Origin of the sequence: Microcoleus sp. EPA2 (genome assembly GCA_020882975.1) — a bacterium.
In the GTDB taxonomy this organism is placed as follows: domain Bacteria; phylum Cyanobacteriota; class Cyanobacteriia; order Cyanobacteriales; family Microcoleaceae; genus Microcoleus.
The window spans coordinates 123,109-144,459 of the sequence record JAHRFD010000010.1; the positions used below are offsets into that span (position 1 = coordinate 123,109).

12 protein-coding genes are annotated in these 21,351 nt (G+C 45.9%); 6 read left to right on the top strand and 6 right to left on the bottom strand.

Annotation, left to right across the window (positions count from 1 at the left end; translation table 11 throughout):
• Nucleotides 1–73: 73 nt before the first annotated feature.
• The 4 genes from AAFP14_RS11880 to AAFP14_RS11895 form a co-directional block, all read right to left on the bottom strand.
• Nucleotides 74–1,111: a patatin-like phospholipase family protein gene (locus tag AAFP14_RS11880; RefSeq protein ID WP_341732459.1), complete on the bottom strand. Its 1,038-nt coding sequence runs from the start codon at nt 1,109–1,111 to the stop codon at nt 74–76.
• Between the two features lie 20 nt (nt 1,112–1,131).
• Nucleotides 1,132–1,761: a methylthioribulose 1-phosphate dehydratase gene (mtnB, locus tag AAFP14_RS11885; protein ID WP_341732460.1), complete on the bottom strand. Its 630-nt coding sequence runs from the start codon at nt 1,759–1,761 to the stop codon at nt 1,132–1,134.
• Nucleotides 1,762–1,805: 44 nt separating this feature from the next.
• Nucleotides 1,806–2,474 (bottom strand): HAD-IB family phosphatase, encoded by a 669-nt coding sequence (locus AAFP14_RS11890; RefSeq protein WP_341732461.1) that lies wholly within the window; start codon nt 2,472–2,474, stop codon nt 1,806–1,808.
• 138 nt (nt 2,475–2,612) lie between these two features.
• Nucleotides 2,613–3,365, bottom strand: coding sequence for a Crp/Fnr family transcriptional regulator (locus tag AAFP14_RS11895; protein ID WP_341732462.1), 753 nt, complete (start codon nt 3,363–3,365; stop codon nt 2,613–2,615).
• Nucleotides 3,366–3,393: 28 nt separating this feature from the next.
• Between AAFP14_RS11895 and AAFP14_RS11900 the strand changes: the two genes are divergently transcribed.
• Nucleotides 3,394–4,434 carry a DALR anticodon-binding domain-containing protein gene (locus AAFP14_RS11900; RefSeq protein ID WP_341732463.1) on the top strand — a complete coding sequence of 347 codons (1,041 nt, stop codon included), beginning with the start codon at nt 3,394–3,396 and terminating at the stop codon, nt 4,432–4,434.
• A gap of 293 nt (nt 4,435–4,727) precedes the next feature.
• Here AAFP14_RS11900 and AAFP14_RS11905 read toward each other — a convergent pair whose 3' ends face one another.
• The gene (locus tag AAFP14_RS11905) at nt 4,728–9,839 is read right to left on the bottom strand and encodes a DUF4347 domain-containing protein (protein ID WP_341732464.1); all 5,112 of its coding nucleotides are present in this window, start codon (nt 9,837–9,839) and stop codon (nt 4,728–4,730) included.
• A 382-nt stretch (nt 9,840–10,221) separates the two neighbouring features.
• On the opposite strand from AAFP14_RS11905, the gene AAFP14_RS11910 reads away from it, so the two are divergent.
• Nucleotides 10,222–11,592, top strand: coding sequence for an FAD-binding oxidoreductase (locus tag AAFP14_RS11910; RefSeq protein WP_341732465.1), 1,371 nt, complete (start codon nt 10,222–10,224; stop codon nt 11,590–11,592).
• Nucleotides 11,593–11,762: 170 nt separating this feature from the next.
• Nucleotides 11,763–13,172, top strand: a complete 1,410-nt coding sequence (locus AAFP14_RS11915) for a (Fe-S)-binding protein (RefSeq protein ID WP_341732466.1) — start codon at nt 11,763–11,765, stop codon at nt 13,170–13,172.
• 160 nt (nt 13,173–13,332) lie between these two features.
• Here AAFP14_RS11915 and AAFP14_RS11920 read toward each other — a convergent pair whose 3' ends face one another.
• The gene (locus AAFP14_RS11920; RefSeq protein ID WP_341732467.1) at nt 13,333–13,872 is read right to left on the bottom strand and encodes a cyclic nucleotide-binding domain-containing protein; all 540 of its coding nucleotides are present in this window, start codon (nt 13,870–13,872) and stop codon (nt 13,333–13,335) included.
• Nucleotides 13,873–14,342: 470 nt separating this feature from the next.
• On the opposite strand from AAFP14_RS11920, the gene AAFP14_RS11925 reads away from it, so the two are divergent.
• The 3 genes from AAFP14_RS11925 to AAFP14_RS11935 all read left to right on the top strand — a co-directional run bounded on the left by AAFP14_RS11925 (nt 14,343) and on the right by AAFP14_RS11935 (nt 21,264).
• Nucleotides 14,343–15,449: an outer membrane protein gene (locus tag AAFP14_RS11925; protein WP_341732468.1), complete on the top strand. Its 1,107-nt coding sequence runs from the start codon at nt 14,343–14,345 to the stop codon at nt 15,447–15,449.
• A 279-nt stretch (nt 15,450–15,728) separates the two neighbouring features.
• Nucleotides 15,729–18,956: an AAA family ATPase gene (locus AAFP14_RS11930; RefSeq protein WP_341732469.1), complete on the top strand. Its 3,228-nt coding sequence runs from the start codon at nt 15,729–15,731 to the stop codon at nt 18,954–18,956.
• A 433-nt stretch (nt 18,957–19,389) separates the two neighbouring features.
• Entirely contained in the window at nt 19,390–21,264 is a 1,875-nt protein-coding gene (locus AAFP14_RS11935; protein ID WP_341732470.1) for an adenylate/guanylate cyclase domain-containing protein, read from the top strand.
• Nucleotides 21,265–21,351: the final 87 nt, after the last annotated feature.

Here is a 21,351-nt window from a genome sequence, read left to right on the forward strand (position 1 = left end):
AGATTTTATATGTGACAGTGCTGTACGCTAAAGATTAACCACTAATAACCAATAACTAATTATTAATTATTAATTATTCCGCCACTAATAAGTCAATAAAGCGATCCAATTCTCCATCGTATTTTTGTGCTTGCTCTTTGCCAATTTTCACCAGTTGTGATATTTTTGGTTCCGACGCATCATCGATGGGTAGCGGTTCTGTATATAAACTCAAATCAGGACTAATTCTCAAATATTGATGTGGTCTTTCAATGGCATCAAAAATTTGCATGAGTTGATAATGGACTGTTTCAGAAACCCCGGTCATCAGTATACTAATCAAAGGCTCAATCCACTCCACTTGACCCCAGTCTTTGGCTTCTTCGTAGGGATATTTTTTTTGAGCGTCTCCGGTGCCGAGAGATAAGATTACCATCTCCTTTGCCGTCGGACCTCTGTCTGGGCGATCGTCGGGAATGCGGAATTTATTTCTCACTTCTGCATAAGCACAAAGTGCGGGATTGTTGGCAAATACTCCCCCGTCAACTAAAACGTAGGATTCGTTGGTCAAGGAGCGAATTTTGGGAACTTCAAAATAAGAAGGAGCAGCCGATGTCGCTCTGGTTATATCTTTGATGAAATAGTCTTCTTCGGGATTATTTACAGCATCTTGTTGATTGAAAAAGTGAGCTTTTCTCCTTTCGATGTCGTAACTGGTAATTAAACAAGGTTTCAGCAGTTGACTGAGTTGGCCATCTCCAAAGTGTTCTAAAAAGAATTGTTCTAGGCGATCGCTCGAATATTTTTCATCAACTAAACCGTCTAGAGATGTGAGTGTTTGCCAAAAGGAACTCTTAAAAACATCGCGACCACTTTTGATGGAGAAATTAACAGCATCTTCGGCAGACCACAGAGGTCGGTTGGGATTATCTGGGTCGGGAAACAAGTAAAGACAAGTTAAAATTCCTCCGGCACTGGTGCCTGCGATTAAATCAAAATAATCAGCTATTTTTGCTTCTGGGTTGCCGCTTTTTTGTTTCAGTTTTTCTTCAAGGGCTACTCCAACTTGTCCGGGAATAATTCCTCTAATACCGCCTCCATCTATGGAGAGAATCCGGGTATATTTAGCCATAAATATTACCTCAACTTGTTCTAAAATGTATAGTCTAAAATCGATTGACGGGCCATCACCATGTAGCGAAAAATGTATTCGACAATTTCTATGTAATTGTAGGCTGTAGCTGGGGAGTTAGCCCAGACTGTAACGCCGTGATCGCGAATTAACAAAGCGGGTACTTGCGGGGGGGAAATGGCAAATAATTCGCCAATTTCCTGGGCGATTTGTGGGACTGAAAAATAATTGGTAAATAAGGGCATGGATACTTGGGGGTTTTCCTCCCAGACTCCCAAACCTTTGAGCATTTCGATCGCAGGTAAAGACACGGCATCTCCGGCTGCTAACCGAGAGACTAAATTTGCCTCGATGGAGTGAACGTGATAGCAAGCTTGAGCTTCGGGAAAACTCTGATACACCGCTAAATGAATGCTGGTTTCTGCGGAAGGGCGACTATCTGGATCGGGTTGCTCTAGAATTATGCCGTCTAAGTTCATTCTAATAAAATCAGTGGCAGTTAATTTGCCTTTTTGGCGGCCGCTAGCGGTAATCCAAAAACTGCCGTCATCTAAGCGAGAGGAAAGATTACCGGCTGTCCCAACCATCCAACCTCGATCGTAAAAATGTTTTGCCGCTGCTATTAAATCTGTTCTCAAATCGCCGCTCATTCTTTGCCAATCCTCAGCTTTTTGTGCATGATTTTAGTTGAGTTTTAATCCCATTGTTGGGAGAGCTTTTCTAGCACATCAAAAAAATTATCCCATTTAGTATAGGGCTTTTGCTGTTCGTCTAGATATTGGGCCAGTCGATCGCGCGCAAACACCCATGAAGCCTGCAAAGCCATGTTAAAATCCGTGATCGAATCACCGATCGCCACCTGTTCCTCGGCTGGGTGCTGTTCCATTACCCGCACCTTTGACACCAATTCCGTATCTCCCTCAAACTCCGACTTTACTTGCAACCGAGGCCCGGTGGTGTCCACATCCACAGCATAAATAGCGCTAGCCCGATGGACTAAATCGCCGAGGACGGTTTCTACCATAATTCGCAAACCGCCGGAAACAATCACAAAATGCACCCCTTTAGCATCCAAAAAATCCAGTAATTCTACCAATCCCGATCGCCAAAGCTTGGGGCGGGAAAATTCGATAATTTCCCCGTAACATTCCGAGGGAATCGACTCCAATAACTGCCGCACTCCCGATCGCAAACTCAGCCTTCTAGCATACATTTCTGGCATCAGTTCCGATGACAGTTGTGGGGCGAAATGCTTCAGCATAGCCACAAAAGTTTCTTCTACGGTAATCGTGCCATCAAAGTCACAGAAGAGGACTCGTTGCTGATGGTTCGGGATGGTCAATTTTGGCTGTTCATCGGTCATGGTCGATCGCACAAAAGAGAGAACCGTAAAATTTTACACAATTCATCCTACAATGTGGAGTGACAAAGACCGCGATCGGCTAAAAAAACTAACAGTTAACCCTGTTTGGGAACAATCGGCCCCTGGGTTAGACCCAGATTATTCCATGGACGCTTCCGGTTTCGGCTTAGGATTTTTAGTTTTGGGCGAATCAGGGCTAGCCGGTAAACAGATTAAATTGTCATCCTCAGTATTAATCAAACCTTTCGATCGCAACTTACCCATCAACCTAGTGACTGTCACCCGCGTTGAACCAATCGCACTGCCAATTTGAGCATGAGTCAGGGCCCAAGGGAGGCGATAGCCGCGAACCACATCAGGTTCCGTCTCACCTACGTAGGGTTCCCCAAACTCTTCTATCAACAATGTGAGAAATCCCAGCAAGCGGTCGATTGTCCGGCGCTGTCCCAAAGTGCTTAGCCAGAGCAGTTTCCGCTGGTGCTGGTAGCGAAACGCATCCAAAATTTCTCGGCGGAAGTGAGGCCAGTTATCCAAATCGTGCCAGTACATCCACACTACGTGAGTTTGGTCAGCGTGGGCGTAGGCTTGCAGAGTAAACGGCGACTGTGCCACCAGTTCAAAGGGCTGACCCGCTCCTACGAACCCCAGAAAAGCTTCTTCTGGTGCTTCGCGATCGGATTTTGACGATTTTGAAGTGGCACTGACCTGAGCGCTACCTACGAGCCGCACAGACCCCTTTTGTACTAAATACAGGAGTCCCGGCCTAGCTGGAATGCGCTCGTCTTTGCTAAAAGTCCGGCAGCGGTAGTGTTCCTGGGCCCAGTCTATAATTCGTTGCCAAGTTATAAACGGTCGATCGATCGTCTCTAGAGATGTGGAAGTTGATTGCATGGGTGAGGCTTTGGGATATGTGTGACCAGTGAAAAAAACAGGTTTTGCCAATATGGCGATACAAAGTGAGATGACTGACAGCGATCGAGCTTACACTAGCTTAGCTGTGCTTGCTTATTTTTGTCAGTTTTACATAAATATTCAATGTAACAAAAAATACATCTCAATGGTTGAATTCAGCAAATATAAAGTTTTGAGTATGGAGTCAAAATCACAAGACGGGGAGTTGAAAAAACTCACAGTCAAAACTCTGTTGCAGTCACGGCTACAAACTGCAATGGAACGGGCTAATATACCAGAAACTGCCCTAAAACTAGATGAAATTCCCTTAAATCGGTCTCAGAATAGTCTAGGAGTAGTGTACATTTCGGCGATCGCCCTCAAATTGGCTAAAGTGTGCCAGCAGACACCCCAAGCCATCGCCACCCAGTTAGCTGAAACTCTGCAAAGTATGTGTCATCGAGATTTCGCCGTTACAGTCACGCCGTCGGCCATCATTGAGTTTGAGTTCACCCCTCCAGGTTTGGCCTGGTGGTTGCAGCGTTTAGCTCAAACTCCCATTCCTGTTGCACAATCTCGAATAATATCACCCGTATTCTCAGCCGATCGACTGTTTCCTCTTCAATACAGCCACGCCCGCTGTTGTTCTCTGGTGCGAATGGCCCATCGCGATCGCCTAATTGCGATCGCCCAACCCGATGTCGCCACAACACCCCAAATTTGGTCGCTGACGGCCCCCAATCCCTTACCCTGGCTCGACAACGAACAACTGAGATTAATACATCCAGCCGAAAGCCATTTAATTTCCCAACTATTGACAGTGCTAGACAGTCTAGCTTTTGTGTTTGGGGAGTGCAACCAAGAAAGAGCGATCGATCATTTCAAATTAGCAAATAGTTTGAGCACAGCCTTTCAGACTTTTTACAGCCAGTGTACAATTTGGGGCGAAATTAAAAGAGAAAACCTCAAACTCGCCCAAGCCAGATTGGGTTTAGTATTAGCAACTCAGTCCTTGCTGCGATTTATGTTAGAAGAATTATTGAACGCTGTTGCTCCTTTAGAACTCTGATTTTTTCTTATATTAGGGATCGATCCCCCCTAGCCCCCCGATCGAAGGGGGGGACAGGAGTCTTCTCAAATTCCCCCTTCGATCGGGGGATGCGAGGGGGATCTAGACTGGTGCATCTGTGTTTTGCAAATATATTCCTAGGGGCGAAGCATGACGGCTGTAAATCTCTGGCGATCGCTAATAAATTGTCTGCGGTCATGCTTCGCCTATGCGAAATCGGGATGCTCTATTTCATTCTCAAAAAAACGAGGATTTTGTAGGGGTAGTGCCCCCGTGCCTACCCCGCTGCTGCTCTAAGCTAAATTGAAATTGGCCGCACTAATCGCACTTGCAGATACCCCATTCAGAGAGGCTAAAATTTCACCTGTTGCTGACAAACGGATGAAAGTAGCACTGTTTTCTTGAGTAATTGACAATTGTGAGAAAGTGAGATTATTGCCCAGTATTAGCAAATCTTGGCCATCCTCAAAATCCAAGATAGTATCGATACCAGAATTGGTAGAAAGCAAGAATTTATCATTGCCAGCACCTCCTGTCAAAATATCACTTCCCAAACCGCCTGTGAGCAAATCATCACCCTTACCTCCCAGCAGAATATCGTTACCATCACCGCCATTCAAAATGTCGGCACCGCGACTGCCAAACAAGGCATCATCACCGCTACCTCCCAGCATAATATCATCACCTTTGCCTCCGAAAAGAGAGTCATTGGCGATCGCACCGTCGAGGTAATCATTGCCCCTCATCCCCATCAAAACATCATTTGTGTTTCCGCCAGTCAGGATATCGTCCCCGTTTGTACCGATAATTGCGTCGGGCGAATTGCTGCCCAAATCAACGTCGCCGGTGACAACAGGAGTAGCAAGCCCACCAGGTAGTGTCACAGCTTGAATTTGGGTATCTAAAGCCGTACCAGTATTCTCAGAAACTACCTGAGAAATTGTCTTAGTTCCCGCACCAACAGCTTTGAAATCTTGAGTAGTTTCGCCCAAAGTTACTTTTTGGACGCGGGCGACTGCTTCAGGAATGGATGTTCCTGTTGTGCTGGAGACAGCGGCATCAATGCGTTGATTTGCTGTTGCCATTACAGTCGCAGCTTGCGAGGTCATTTGGGTAAACTTTTGACTGTTGAAACGGGAGTCAAATTGCTTGATTCTAGTGGCAGCTTGCTGAATAATCGGTTCTAAATCGGCTGCATTGCTCAGATTTAAAACAGTACCAGATTGAACTCGAATCGTAATTGAAGTGACAACAGCCTTGACAATATCCTTCGTTGCCACACTAGAAGCACCGTCAATCAAAGCAGCAGTTTGAGTGATAAAATTTTGGACTTTTACCATAGCAGATAAAGTTGCGACTCCCCCTGGCTGGTTGTTGTTGGTGGCGTCTATGGGATCTAAGCTGGTCAGGTCAACATTAGTGGGAATGGAAAGGGAAGTTTTGACTAAAGATTGTGCTTCTGCTGGTGCAATTCCTTTGTCGATTAAGTCGGCAACTAAGCTGGTTAAGAGGGTGACAACAGTAGCATCGGGTGGTGCGGTTACTGGTGTTTCTAGGGGTAAACCAGTGGCGGTATCCGTCCCACCAATAGCTACTAAATTGCCTTTACCTGAGTCAATTTCGCCATTTTGATTGTTGTCGAAAGTCTCGAAGGGGAGATTGAGATTAAATTCACCGTTAGAGTCAGTATTAGTTAATGGTTCGCCGGCATCAAGAACGCCATTTTTGTTGACATCTAAGAAGACAGTCGCACCAGAAATGTAACCGTCGATAACCCGCCCGTCTCTGGATTTTATTACCTTGATTATCTGGCTGGCACTTGCACCATAAGGGTCTATTGCTGTTAATTTAGCCCGGAATTCTTGCCAGTTACTTGGGGGAGTTCCGGTAAACTTAATGCTGTTTGTGGCAGAGTCAAACGAGAATCCAAGCCAACTGCTGTTCGGATTGCTCTGTAATAAACTGCCGTCAGGAAGGGTTAGCGTGTAGGTTAGTAGGTCCCCATCCGGGTCTATGTAGACGTTAGGAATGTCCCGATCTAAAGGAGTGTAACGGTAGCCCAGGTGAATATTCTCCTCTGGAGGACGATTAGTGGGCGTTGGCGTTGGTATTGGTATTGGAGTTGGTATTGGTATTGGTATTGGTATTGGTACTAATATTGGAGTTGGTATTGGGGTTGGTGTTGGAGTTGCTATTGGAGTTGGAGTTGGTATTGGAGTTGGTGTCGGTGTTGGTGTCGGTGTTGGTGTCGGCGTTGGTGTTGGTGTCGGTGTTGGTGTAGGCGTGACTGGTGTCGGTGTGGGCGTTGGTGTTGGCGGTGTTGGTGTCGGCGGTTCTGATGTTGGTGTCGGCGTTGGTGTCGGCGTTGGCGGTGTCGGTGTGGGCGTTGGCGTTGGCGTGACTGGTGTCGGTGTTGGCGTCGGCGTCGGTGCAGTGTAATTAATAATAGTTGTGGTAGCGGTATCCGCGGTAATTGTCGGTGTTACCGCTGCGATACCTGTGGCCTCCGACAGGGTGACGGTAATAGTTTCATCGGGTTCCACCGTGGTGTCGCCCAACACATCCAGAGTGATGGTTTTTGATGTTTCACCAGTCGCAAAATTAATCGTGCCAGTAGCATTCCTTGCCCCAGAAGTGCCGCCGATATTGTTATAATCGCTGCTGTTGGTAGCTGTTCCTGCTATTGCATATTTGACGCTACTTGCCCCGTTAGTGACGTTGCTGCGAGTCACAGTGAAAGTTAAAGGTTTTTTGCCGCTATTGCCTTCGTCAATGCTGGCAGTACCGGCAGCAATGGCATAAGTAACAAAAACCCGATCTGAAATAGTTAGAGTTGTTTTCTTTGTAGATCCGGCAATCGCACCTGTAATTGTGCCAAGGTTGAAAATTACAGTTTCGGGGTTTTCAGAGAGATTGTCAGGCTTGATCGTAACTGCAACATTCTTGGTGAGTGCGTCACCTGTTGCACCTGCGGGGAAGGTAATCGAAGTAGGAGAAAAGGTGTAGTCTGTATTTTGGGTGGCAGTGCTGCTGGAGTCGAGGATAATTGGCACAACTACATCGTTTAAGGGAGTGCCGCCTGCGATCTTGACGGGAATATTAACTACTGTGTCTGTTGCTCCTTCCACGCCGCTGTAAGTCGCCGCACCGAAATTAACTGTATTCGATGTATTCAGCAGAATCGAGACAGTATCATCGGAAGTTGCAGCTATATCCAACTTGCCGTCAGCATTAAAATCTCCCACAGCCGAAAAAGAATAATAACTATCAATGTTCACGGCACGCGGGAGCGTAAATGTGCTGAGAGTACCAAATTTACCCGTACCATCTCCTGACAAGACTGAAAGTTCCTCAGTGGTGAAGCTAGGCGTCGCTAAATCGAGTTTGCCATCGCCACTAAAATCCCCTGCAACGACAGATTCGGGACCTCCATATAGATAACGTGGGAGACTAAAGTTGTTAGCAGTATCAAAATTACCCGTACCATCTCCCAAGAAGACTGAGACAGATTGATTGGAGCTGTTATTAGCTGCAATATCGAGTTTGCCATCGCCATTAAAGTCGCCTGTGACGACAGTGCGAAACTCTGTTCTGGGGGAGGTAAGGTTAACGGGGGAGTTAAAATTGCCTTTACCATCTCCTAAGAAAACGGAGATGTTATTAGTCTCTGAATAGTTCGATGTGACTAAATCGAGTTTGCCATCGCCGTTAAAGTCGGCTTTGTCAATAGTAAACTTTGGTGTTTGTGTATTAATCTTAACGGGAGTACCAAAGCTACCAGTACCGTCTCCAACAAGTATTGAAATGAAGTTATCTCGATAAGGAGTTGTGGCTAAATCTAACTTGCCATCTCCATTAAAGTCACCGGCTACGATCGAAGCATGATCTATATTTTCACCGAAGTTGGTGGGATCGCCAAAAGTACCAGTACCCGTCCCCAGACGGATGGAAACGAAATTGCCGTTACCTTGTAAATTCTTACGATTCGCTACAGCTAAATCGAGTTTTCCGTCTTTATTAAAGTCGCCAAATGTAACCCCAGAGGGATTCTCCTTACCTGCTGGCTTAAGTAAGCTGATAGGAGTACCAAAGCTGCCCGTAGTGCCCGTACCCAACAATATGGAAACATCTCTTGAGACGAAGCGTTGCTCCGTACCTGCTACCACTAAGTCGAGGAAACCGTCACCATTAAGGTCGCCCGTATCAAGGTCTCCAGCATTTGGTACAGTATAGTTTCTGGCTTCACTGAAGGTGGCAAGGACGTGGTTATATGCTGCTAGAACTTCGGGCCGAAATGCTAAAGGTGCTGCTATTTTCCCGGTTGTGACTTCTAGTTCCCAGTCGCCACCTTTTGCTGCACTGCCGGTGAGGTTTTTGGAGGCGGCAACGTTGGTATTTGTGAGTTGGGCGATGCGCTGGATGAAGGTGAAACCGTCTCGATCTAAATCTAAATTTAAATCTAAATCTATCGTTTGTTCCCCGGTTCCGCCGGGGGTTGAAACCCCCGTCTCATAGCGAAAGTCCTCTGAAGAGGACTGTTGATTCGATTGTTTATTGAGATTATTTTCAGTCGGTTTCAACCGACTTGCGCTATGAGACGGGGAATTAATTCCCCGGCGGACTTTCGGGTAAATGCGAGATAGATCGATCGCCCGTTCACGATCTTTGGCGTTTTCGAGCTCGATCGCCCGTTCACGATCTTTTGCGTTTTGGAGATCGATCGCACATTCATCATTTATCGCCCGTTCATCATTTATCGCCCGTTCATCATTTATCGCGTACTCCTCCGATCCGCCAGGGGTTGAAACCCCCGTCTCATAGCGAAAGTCCTCTAAAGAGGACTGAATACCCACCTTGTTTTCAGTCGGTTTCAACCGACTTGCGCTATGAGACGGGGAATTAATTCCCCGGCGGACTTTGAGGCAATCGCCAGGCCCCGATGCGACATTGCAATCGATCGCGTTTTCATTGTCGATCCCGTATTCATTATCGATCGCACATTCATCCGATCCGCTGGGGGAATTAATTCCCCGGCGGATTGTCGGGCAATCGCCAGGCCCCGATGCGACATTACAACCATAAATCAAAATTTCTGCACGAGGAGTTAAAGCACTCCGCCACTGCTGCAATTTCTCGGCATAAGTTTCCAGATTGTCCGCACACAATCTAGTTTTTCCCAGTTGCAAACTACCCGGAGCACCGTGAGAAACTATGTGAATGCTATCAATATTTGTGCGATCGCCCAAAACTTCGGTAATTTGTGCGATCGCATCCCGGTTCCCATCCAAAACCACTACTTCGGTATTCGGTGTTGCCCCTGCAATCAAACTTTGATAATCTGTAACCAGGCGATCGATAAAAGCGATCGCACTTCCCGAAACCTGAGTGTTTAAATTTGGCATCATACACCTACTGTGAGTTCAAAAAATAGTCAAAATTTGTTGTACCAACGATAACGGCTTATTACTTAAAAGATCTGTTAAGATTTAATAAAAATGTATTGATACATAGTCCTTTAGAGCGCTCCAATCGATTGCTTTGTCCCCAAAACCGCCAGGGATTTAAATCCCAGTCCCATCGCCAAATTCGGTTTCAACCGACGGTCAAAAAAACCTGAAAATAATTATCAAAAAATGTGTATTTAAGTCCTGGTTTAGAGGATTTGTGGTATGAGACAGGGGTTGAAACGAAGAGCCGATTAGTGTGTAAGTGTGGATATTGTGGTACAGTATTTGGGGTGAATTATTGCGAATTTGGAGGTGAACCCACCCCTAAAGCTTATTGAGAATGCTGCAAGATGTCAGCTCGATCGCACTTTTTGCCGTATTGCTATTAAATCAGGTGACTATAAACTTGGCACAAATCAAACAACTAGAAACTATTGTCGGCAATGCTGGCATCTGTCAGTGGCAAGATACAGAGGCTTTTTGGCAACAACAGATAGACACAGCAGTTAGCCCCGGCACGAAAGTAGACAGCATCGTTTATCCCAATACCCAGGCAGAACTCGCGGCTGTGATTGCTTGGGCTGGGCAAAATGGTTATGCTGTCTTGCCTTGTGGTGGCGGCAGTAAACTGGATTGGGGCGGTTTGGTCAAATTAGACTCGAATCTCCGACTCATGGCTGTCAACACTTCGCGCCTGAATCGACTGATAGAACACGCTGTAGGCGATTTAACCGTGACTGCGGAAGCGGGGATGAAGTTTGGGGATTTACAGCAAGTTTTAGCCGCCGCCGGTCAGTTTTTGCCCATCGATCCGGCCTACCCACAGCAAGCAACCTTGGGTGGCATTGTCGCTACTGCTGACGCGGGTTCCCTGCGCCATCGCTATCGGGGGGTTCGCGATTTGCTGTTGGGAATGACTTTTGTGCGATCGGACGGTAAAATAGCCACTGCGGGCGGCCGAGTAGTCAAAAACGTCGCCGGTTACGATTTGATGAAACTATTTACCGGTGCTTACGGCACTTTAGGTATCATTAGTCAAGTCACTTTCCGAGTTTATCCCCTCCCCGTCGCCTCCGAAACAGTCCTCTTGACTGGGGCACCAGGGGCTTTAACTCAAGCAACCCAAATCCTCTTATCTTCGGCTTTGACTCCCACAGCCGTGGATTTACTATCACCGGATTTAGTCGCCAAATTAGGTTTAGGAAAAGGCTTAGGATTAATAGTCAGATTTCAAAGTATTCCAGAGAGTGTTAAACAACAATCAGCCCGCTTGCGGTCAGTTGGGGAAAAGTTGGGTTTGCAAGGGGCTAGTTGGGGCGAAAATGATGACCATCAGTTATGGCAAACATTGCCAGAAACTATCTGGAATCATACCCAAGACTCTCCGATTATTTGCAAAGTAGGAGTCAGGCCCTCTGAAGCTGTCAAGGTAATGGATGAATTGCCCATACAGGATGCTGTGATTCATGCCGGTAGCGGTTTGGGGATTTGGCGCTGGGAGAGTGCGACGGCGGAAACATTGTTGCAAATACGCCGAGTCTGTGAAGCTAAAGCAGGTTTTTTGACTGTTTTGGCTGCGCCTCCTGCTCTCAAGCAACAGTTGGATGTTTGGGGCTATACTGGAAGTGCGATCGATCTTATGCGCCGGATTAAGCAACAGTTTGACCAGGAAAATATTTTGAATCCCCATCGTTTCCTTAATGGTATTTAGTTTAAAGTTTGTAGTCAGGACTTCAGTGTTTGTTTTTTGACGAACCGCGAAGACGCGAAGAACACGAAGGAGGAGAAAAGAAGAGAAGTGTTTGTTTGCTTCTGATTTCGATTTTCAATAACTAAAGCTTTATTCTTGGTTCATTTTTTCTTATTTCTTCTTTCTGCCCTATGCAAACTTCCGAAAAATCTCAAGTTCCCAGCGATAATTTAAAACCTGCTAAGGAAAGCAATTTTTTAGCACAAAATTCTCATTTACAAATTCCCGAACTCCAGGGTTTTGATACTCATAATCCTCCGAATCCTAAATTAATTGATACTTGCGTGCATTGTGGCTTTTGTTTGTCCACTTGTCCTAGTTATCGCGTACTGGGTAAAGAAATGGATTCCCCCAGAGGCCGCATTTATTTGATGGATGCTATTAACGAAGGTGAAGCACCTTTGAATGAAGCAACTTCCCAGCATTTTGATACTTGTTTGGGCTGTTTGGCCTGTGTTACTACTTGTCCATCGGGTGTACAATACGATAAATTAATTTCCGCCACACGTCACCAAGTTTCTCGGAATCAGGAACGCTCTTTTTCTGACAAAGTAATTCGCACTCTGATTTTTAATCTTTTTCCCTATCCTCACCGATTGCGGCCTTTACTTGTGCCTTTGTTTATTTATCAAAAATTAGGACTATCTCAACTGGTTCGCAGCACAGGTTTACTGAAAAAAGTATTTCCTCGTTTGGCTGCGATGGAATCTATCTTGCCGAAAGTTACTGTGGATTCTTTCCGGGATAATTTACCAGCGGTAATTCCAGCCCAAGGTGAAAAACGCTATCGAGTTGGCGTGATTTTAGGTTGTGTACAGCGGCTGTTGTTTTCCCCGGTTAATGAAGCTACGGTGCGGGTTTTAACTGCTAATGGTTGTGAGGTGGTGATTCCCAAAAGTCAGGGATGTTGTGCTGCTTTGCCAGAACACCAAGGACAAGGGCAACAGGCACAAACTTTGGCGAGACAAATGATTGACAGCTTTGAAAATACGGGTGTGGATTTTGTGATTATCAATGCTGCGGGTTGTGGTCACACTTTGAAAGAATACGGTCATATTTTAGCTGATGACGATGCCTATCGGCAGAAAGCTGAAGCTTTTGCGGCTAAGGTTAAGGATGTGCAAGAGTTTTTGGTAATGGCGGGTATGACGGCAAAACTTCATCCTTTGGTGGATGGAGATTTGACAATTGTTTATCAGGATGCTTGCCATTTGTTGCACGGACAAAAGATTAGTGCTCAACCTCGTCAGTTGTTGCAACAAATTCCGGGAGTGAAGTTAAAAGAACCTATGGATGCTGCTTTGTGCTGCGGGAGTGCGGGTGTTTATAATCTGTTGCAGCCGGAGATAGCTGATGAATTGGGAGTGCAAAAGGTGGAGAATTTGCTGAATACTGGGGCGGAGTTGATTGCTTCTTCTAATCCTGGTTGTTCGCTGCAAATTAAGAAGCATTTGGAGTTGCAGGGAAAAGAGGTTTGTTTGATGCACCCCATGGAGCTTTTAGATTATTCTATGCGAGGTATTAAATTGCAGAGGAAGTAGTAATTGGTAATAGGTAATTGGTAATAGGTAATTGGTAATTGGTAATTGGTAATTGGTAATTGGTAATAGACATCTCCCAAAAAGCTTCTGAAGCACAGGCTGTCTGACTTGTTTCACTATAATTATGGGAGATGTGTTGTTGGGATTGATGAAAATTGTTTCAATTTCCTCTTAAACGCTGCAAGAGGGATTTAAATCTCGATTGGGCTAAATCGGGATTGTCCCAGGCTTGGGAGATGGGGAGTTCGTCCTGTGGTTGTTGATATACTAGGTCGTTGGTATCTTCGCCTAAACGCTTGACAGTACCGCGCAATCTGGATGATAAAAATTTGGTAATGGCGCGATAAAATCGCAGGGAAAATAGTACGTCTTGTTCGAGTTTTTCGGTTAGTAGACGTCTAGAAATTGATAGGATTAGGCATTCTTCTTGGGCGATGACACTAGCAGATGGCAGTCTTCCGTCTACAAAGGACATTTCGCCTAGGACTTCGCCGGAAATAATTGTCCCAATTGGTTTGTTGCCTAGGGATGAGGCAAATACGCTCAAAGTGCCATCGAGTACGATATATAGTGCTTCTAAGGGTTTGCCTTCGGTGATAAGTGTGGTGCCGGCTTTGATTTGGGTGCGCTTCCCGTTAGCAACCATCCAATCAATGTCCCGATCGCTCAATTCCCCTAATATAACTAAAACTTTGCTCATAAAATCAGGTTGAGATTAGATAGTATGTAAACCAATTGTTAACTGCGGATGTTGCCTAGACGGTTTTGAACTCTCGCTTGGTGTTGGTTTCCCGCTGGTGTGGCCAGACTTGCCGGATTTTTCCCTGTTGCTGTCGGTGCAGTGTACCACCTTGTCTATTTAATCGCTAGCTGGGTACTAGCTCACTAGAAGATTTTATCTTGGTCTCACCTGCGATCGACTCTGTACTCTGCTAACGACACAGCTTTTGTATAAAATCTTCCCTGGGATTGATTTTTGGTCGATCGGCAAATTATAATAAAACCGACAACTGATAGACACTCAAAGAAGTGCATCGGCTGGAGAGTTGACTCTTCAAAGGTTAAGTGGCAATGTAGGAACAAGACCACTCAGATTTTTGTCAAGTTTAAACAAAGCTCTCGACTTTAGCTCTGATACACTTTTAACACACCATTGATTGAGGAAAATCTGTGAATAATCTATTTTCCAGGTCTACTTTCGCCTTAGTAAATCTTGCCGCTTTGGCTGTTTGTTGCAGTACCCTGTCAGTTAAAGCTGAAACTGGCAACTTGCCAGATACCGCCACATCAGCAAGTTTGCCCTCTCAAAACATCCCTGAAGTTTCCGAGCCCGTTGCGACTGTGGCGGTTAAAACCGATGCAGTAACAACTGCTAGTAATAAAGAAATTGATTCTATAAGTTCTCTACAACTAGATGAGGGAGTCAAATCTGAGTTAGTACCAGAGACAGCAACTTCGGAATCACCCACGAATGTGGAAGCATCTGCCATGGCACCAGCCACATCAGATGTCGCAAATTCCGAAATTCCGGCGACTGAAAATCTGGAAAATACATCTATGACTGCTGCTGAGACTAAAGACTCCGAACCAGCAGCTACCATCGCTGATAATAGCGCTAAAGTGCAGCCTACTGCCGAAAACGCCACCAAGGGCGATCGAACTTCCGAACTGACAGCAGTCAATGCTGATAAAGAAGTCAAAACTGCCAAGGAAGTCTTGAGTAATCCTGTGAGCACTTCGGCATCGGCCTTGACAAAAGAACCGACAACTGCTACAGAAAAACCGGAAATTGCCTCAGCACCAACTCAAAAAGTGGCTCAAGCAAACCAAGTCAGACCCGGACGCTCTACCCGTTCTGGCCCTAGCTACATCGGCATTGGCGGTAATCTTGGTTTTGGGGGAGATACAGCCTTGGGCGACACTTCCTTTGCGATTCTTAGCAAAATTGGTTTGACCAACAATTTCTCGGTGAGGCCTAGTGTTTTGTTCCGGGACAACCTCACGGTTTTGATTCCTGTTACCTACGATTTTGGAACGGGAAATGCAGTAGAAGTCAGCGATGATTTTGTGATTACTGCTGCTCCTTATGCAGGTGCTGGCGTGGCATTTTCTACCGGAGACAACAGCAATTTTGGCTTCCTGATTTCCGGGGGCGTAGATGTGCCACTCTCTAGAAATTTTACAGCAACGGCTGGGTTGAATATTGGTTTTCTGGATGGTACTGAAGTGGGATTGTTACTGGGTGTCGGTTATACCTTCCCCAATATTGCTCGATAGTTGGGCTGTTTGAGCAAATCTATAACAAGTAAGTAGGTGGTTGGCTGTAGGATTGCAGCCAACCTTTTTTTTTTGATTTAGGAGCGATCCCCAGAGTCGGGACTTCTTTGAGAAGTTATATCAAATCCTCTCTTCTCTTCCTTCGCGTCCTTTGCACCTTCGCGGTTAAATCATTCCGATACAACCGGAATTGATATTATTCTGGATCTGGATTGAATAACTAGCCAACACCACACAAATAGTGTTACTTATAAGAGATTGTATGGCGCGATGCCTTAAATGATTCCTATACAACTGACACTTAAAAATTTTCTCAGCTATCGCGAAGCTGCTTTAGACTTTCGCGGCTTGCACACTGCTTGCATTTGCGGGCCTAACGGTGCTGGCAAATCTTCACTCTTGGAAGCGATTACCTGGGCTGTTTGGGGCTGTTGTCGCAGCGATGAAGATGAGATCATCCACATGGGCGAAATAGATGTTCGGGTTGATTTCACTTTTGCTACTGGTGGCCAAGTTTATCGGGTAATTCGCCATCGCCGCCGCGGACAATCCGGGAGTTTGGAATTTCAAGTAGCAACCAACCTCCCCTTCCACGCCCTGAGTAAAAGGGGGGCGCAAGAGGAGAATTGTGCCCTTGGTGAGGGAACGCAAGCAGAATTCACTTCTTCTTCCTCGCTTACTAAGGAGGGGCTAGGAGGGGTGAATTTTCGCACGCTGACTGATAAAGGTCTGAGAATCACTCAGCAGAAAATTCTCGAATACATTAAATTAGATTACGAGACTTTTATCAACTCAGCCTATCTGCGACAAGGGCGAGCTGATGAGTTTATGCTGAAAAAGCCGATCGAGCGCAAACAAGTGTTAGCAAATCTGCTCAAACTCGATCGCTACGATGCTTTGTCGGAACAAGCCAAGGATAAATCGAGACAATTTAAAACTCAAGTTGAAGTGCTCAAACAGAGTTTGCAAACCATACAAGAGCAACTGCAACAAAAAGATGCGATCGCCACAGAACAAGTCCAATTGCAACAAGTAACGACGCAATTGCAACAACAGCAGGAAATTGACACCGCACAGTTGCAGCAACTGCAACTGCAACACCACAATCGCCAAACTTGGCAAACACTCCTGGCTGGCTACCAACAACAACATCACAACATCTCTCAAGAATGCCGTCGCTTGCAGCAAGAACTAGCCGGAGCCAAACAGCAGCAAAATGAGCTGCAAGCCCTGCTAGAACAAGAAAATGAAATTACAACAGGAATTACTTATTTCCACAGTTTACAAGCTAATGAAGAGAGTCTAGCAGGGAAATTAAAAGCTAACCAAGAGGCTCAAAATCAACGTCAAAAATTCCAAGAACAGCAGCGGCAAGAATTGAGTGTTTTGCAAGGCAGAATTCAACAATTGCAAGCTCAGTTAGATGTTTTGCAACAGCAAGAAACTGAAGTGATGGAAGTGCTGAAACAGCAGCCGGAGGTGGAAAAAGGACTGGCTAAATTGCAAGTAGCCCGATCGCAACTCCAACAACTAGAACAACTGCAACTGCAAGTTTCGCCCCTACTCCAAGAGCAACAACAGACACAAACTAAACTCGATCGCGCCCACGCAGGTTTAACCGCCCGCTTGCAGGAAATTAACCGACAGTTGCAAGTGGAACAGCAGCAGCGACAGCCACAATTGCAACAGGAAATTTCGGCAATTGCTAATCAAATTTTGCTGTTAGAAAACAAGCGAGTTTATCAGGAGCGAGTCCGAGAAAAAGGCAGAGAAAGACACAACTTTCTCGAAAACCTGAAAGCTAAAAGCCTGGACTATCAAACTAAATTAGATGAAATCGATCGCAAACTGCAACTTTTACGGAAAGAAGAAGGCGAAAAAACTGCCGAGAAGGCTTTGCTACGGGAAAGTCAAGCAGCGAATTTGCTGGAAAATGAGCAATCTCACTCGCATTTAGTGGTGCGCCATGCCGATTTTGGAAATTGTCCTTTGTGCGATCGACCTTTAGACGAGCACTACTGGAATTTGGTAGTCAAAAAACATCATACCCAACAGCAAGAAATTTGGAACCAACTGTGGGTAGTCCGCGAACAGTTAGCCGTGTCGGAACGGGAAATTCACGTCCTCAGACAGGAATTTCGCCAACTAGAAGCTGAGTTAGCCCCCTACGAAGAATTGCGGGAACGGCGCGCTAATTTGCAGGCTCAATTGGAGGCCCTAGGTAAGGATGAAAACCGCTTGCACATTCTGCGCAAAGATGCTGCGGAAATAGAGCGATCGCTCCGTACTGGGGATTACGCATCCGATGAGTATGCCCAACTCCAACAAATCGAACAGCAACTGCAAGAACTTAATTATAGCGATCGCAGTCATTCCCTCGCCCGCAGTGAGGAAAAGCGTTTGCGGTGGGCAGAAATTCAGCAATCTCAAATCAAAGATGCTCAACAAAGACTTCATAAAATTAACGCCCGCCGTCCTGAATTGCAAACTCAATTAGTCGCATTACAGCAGCAGTTAGAACAGGAAAAAAATAGTTCGCCCATACAGCAACAAATTCTGTCTTTAGATAGATATATTGCGGAAGTTGGTTACAATTTTGAACAGCACGAACAAGTCCGCAGCGAAATGCGCCGGACGCAATTTTGGCTTCCTAGGGCAGAAAAACTGCGCGCGGCAACTCAGCAGTACCCACAAGTGCAGCAGCGACTTAATGAAATAGCTAGTTCGATGGCTGTGCGCGATCGAGATTTGCAAGCTGTCAGCGCTCAAATTTCCGCCATGAGCAAGCAGTTGCAAGAACATCCCGATCCCAGAACACAAATAAGTGCGATCGAACAACAAATCAGTCGCCGTCGCCAGCAGCTAGACCAACATTTGGGAAGTCTGGGACGGCTTCAGCAACAGCAGCAAAGTCTAGAAACTTGGCAAGTTCAGCTAGTAGCTCAAAAGGAGCAAATGCAAGTTGCCAAACGCCAGCAGCGAGTTTATCAAGAGCTTGGTCAAGCCTTTGGCAAAAATGGCATTCAAGCTTTGATGATTGAAAATGTGTTGCCTCAACTAGAAGCAGAAACTAATCAAATATTATCCAGGTTGAGCGCCAATCAATTGCACGTTCAATTTATTACTCAGCGGGCTGCTGCTTCTAAAAAAGCCACTAAATTGATTGATACTTTAGATATTTTAATCGCCGATGCCCGTGGCACTCGTCCCTACGAAACTTATTCCGGTGGTGAAGCTTTTCGGATTAATTTTGCGATTCGGTTGGCGCTGGCGAGATTGTTATCTCAGCGGGCAGGGACGGCTTTGCAAATGTTGATTATTGACGAGGGATTCGGGACTCAGGATGCAGAAGGATGCGATCGACTGATTGCAGCTATTAACGCGATCGCCTCCGATTTCGCCTGCATTCTAACTGTCACCCATATGCCACACTTAAAAGAAGCTTTTCAAGCCAGAATAGAAGTTAACAAAACTGCTCGCGGTTCTTGTATCAGCTTGTCGGTGTAGAGTGATATCAAATCCGTTGACATCGGAATGATTAATCTCTCTCTTCTCTTCCTTCGCGTCCTTAGCGCCTTCGTGGTTAAATCATTCCGATACAACCGGAATTGATATGATGGGCGAAGCGCACAGGAAATGACAGATTGGGAACTGTCGATCCGCTATCAAATTATGGTAAAAAAATATAAGGGAAGCCTGGGGTACATCTGGGCATTCTTGCCAGGGAAGAGAACTGTGGATTTAAATTCCAGTGTGGGAGTAGGTTCTTAAGTTGTTGACAAAGGTGCAAAATATCAGAAACCTCTAAATTTTAATTCCCAATTGCCCTCCGTTTTTGAGCGATCGGGGCTTTAAATTCGCAGCATAAAACGCTGAAATTAGCTGAAATTAATCGAAATCAGTGCTGCGCTATCCTAAATCCCCTATTGGCGACTCGATTATGTTGAAAAAATTACCTTTGCCCTGGTTTCGCTACATTCCAGCAGGTTTGACGCTGAGTTTGGGTATAGGGTTGTCTGTGTTTACATTTGCCATTGTGTGGAACTGGGAAAACGGGCGCTGGGACTACGAAACCCACCGTCGCATGGATGATATCTCGATCGCCCTCGAAAGGCAGCTAAACTCCGATTTAGACGCAGTGCTCGCCCTCAGCGACTACATGAAAGCTTTCCGCACAGTCGATAAGTCCTCCTTTGCCCGATTTGTAGGTCGTCCCCTATCAGTCCACCCCAGTCTGCAAATCCTGGCGTGGCTACCCCGCATCCCCGATCGCGATCGCGCCGACTACGAAGCCCAAAACCAAACCCAAAACCAGCCCAAGTTCCAGATTACAGAATTAGGTCTCCAAGGACAACCAATCCCAGCCCGTCAGCGTTCCGAATACTTCCCTGCTTTATACCTAGAACCCGCAGCCACCAACAAAAATGTTTTGGGCTTTGACTTCGCCTCCCAACCACAAATCCGGGCCGCACTCTCTCGCGGGCGAGATACCGGAGAAATGGTTGTCACCAGCTACATGGGTTTAATTCAAAATAATTCCTCGGAATTAAATCTATTAGCCATAGTCCCGATTTACGAAACCAGCACCAAACTAACTACCGTCGCCTCCCGTCGCCAACTGCTGCAAGGATTTGTCATGGGAGTATTTCGAGGCAAAGATGTGTTGCAAACTTCTTTAAAAGGACGCAATACCGACTATCTAAATATTTATATCTCTAGCGAGGCTCCAGACAAGCCAGAAGCATCCTCAATTTCACGGGATAGCCGCCCCCCCGTTCGGCAAGATACACCAGCCACCAGCCAAGTTAACGAATTTTCAGTGCTGTTTCAGTCCGACAGCCAACAACTCTTGCCGGGGTCCGCCGAGTTGCAACACCAAGTCAAGTCAAACTGTCCCATTCTCAACAATCCGGGTCCAGATTATACCGCTTGCAGGAGACGCCTCAAAATTAGCGATCGCGATTGGTATGTCTACATCTCAGCCAGTCGGGAAATTCGTAAAAATCGCAAACACTGGCGTTCTTGGGGCACTCTCACCATGGGGATGTTATGGACTTTCATTCCCGTCACTTATATGCTGACAGCTTTGAGCCGCACAGCCCAAATCGAAAAACTAGCCCAAGAAAGAGCCCGCCAAGCTTCCCAGTTGCACGATGCTTACAAACAGTTGGAAGCCGAACAAACAAAGTCCGATCGACTCTTGCTAAATGTGTTACCCGCCGCGATTGTCCAGCGTTTGAAGCACAACGAAAATAATATTGCCGAAAGTTTTAGCGAAGTAACCGTCATGTTTGCTGATATTGTCGGGTTTACAGAACTTTCTTCGAGAATTTCAGCCACCGCGGTGGTGGAAGTGCTCAACGATATTTTTTCCGCTTTTGACCACTTGGCCGATCGCCACGGTTTAGAGAAAATTAAAACTATCGGTGATGCTTACATGGTAGTCGGTGGTTTGCCTACGCCCCGAAAGGATCACGCCGAGGCGATCGCAGCAATGGCGATCGATATGCTACAAGAAATTCGCCGCCTCAGTTTACAACATTCAGAACCTTTCAGCATTCGGATCGGCATTCACACCGGGCCAGTAGTAGCCGGAGTTATCGGACTCAAAAAATTTATTTACGATTTGTGGGGCGACACAGTAAATATTGCTTCGCGAATGGAATCCCATGGGATTACCGGCTGCATTCAAGTCACCGTAGAAACCCAAGAACTCTTAAAAGATAAGTATACTTTTCAGAAGCGTGGCGCTATTCAAATTAAAGGCAAAGGTTACATGATTACTTATTTGCTAACTGGCAAAAAAGATTATTAACACCGCCCAAAAATGGATATAAGCCTCCGACTCCCCGATCGACTAAGACTTTCGATCGCAAAGCTAAGATATGATAAGCTCAAGGTA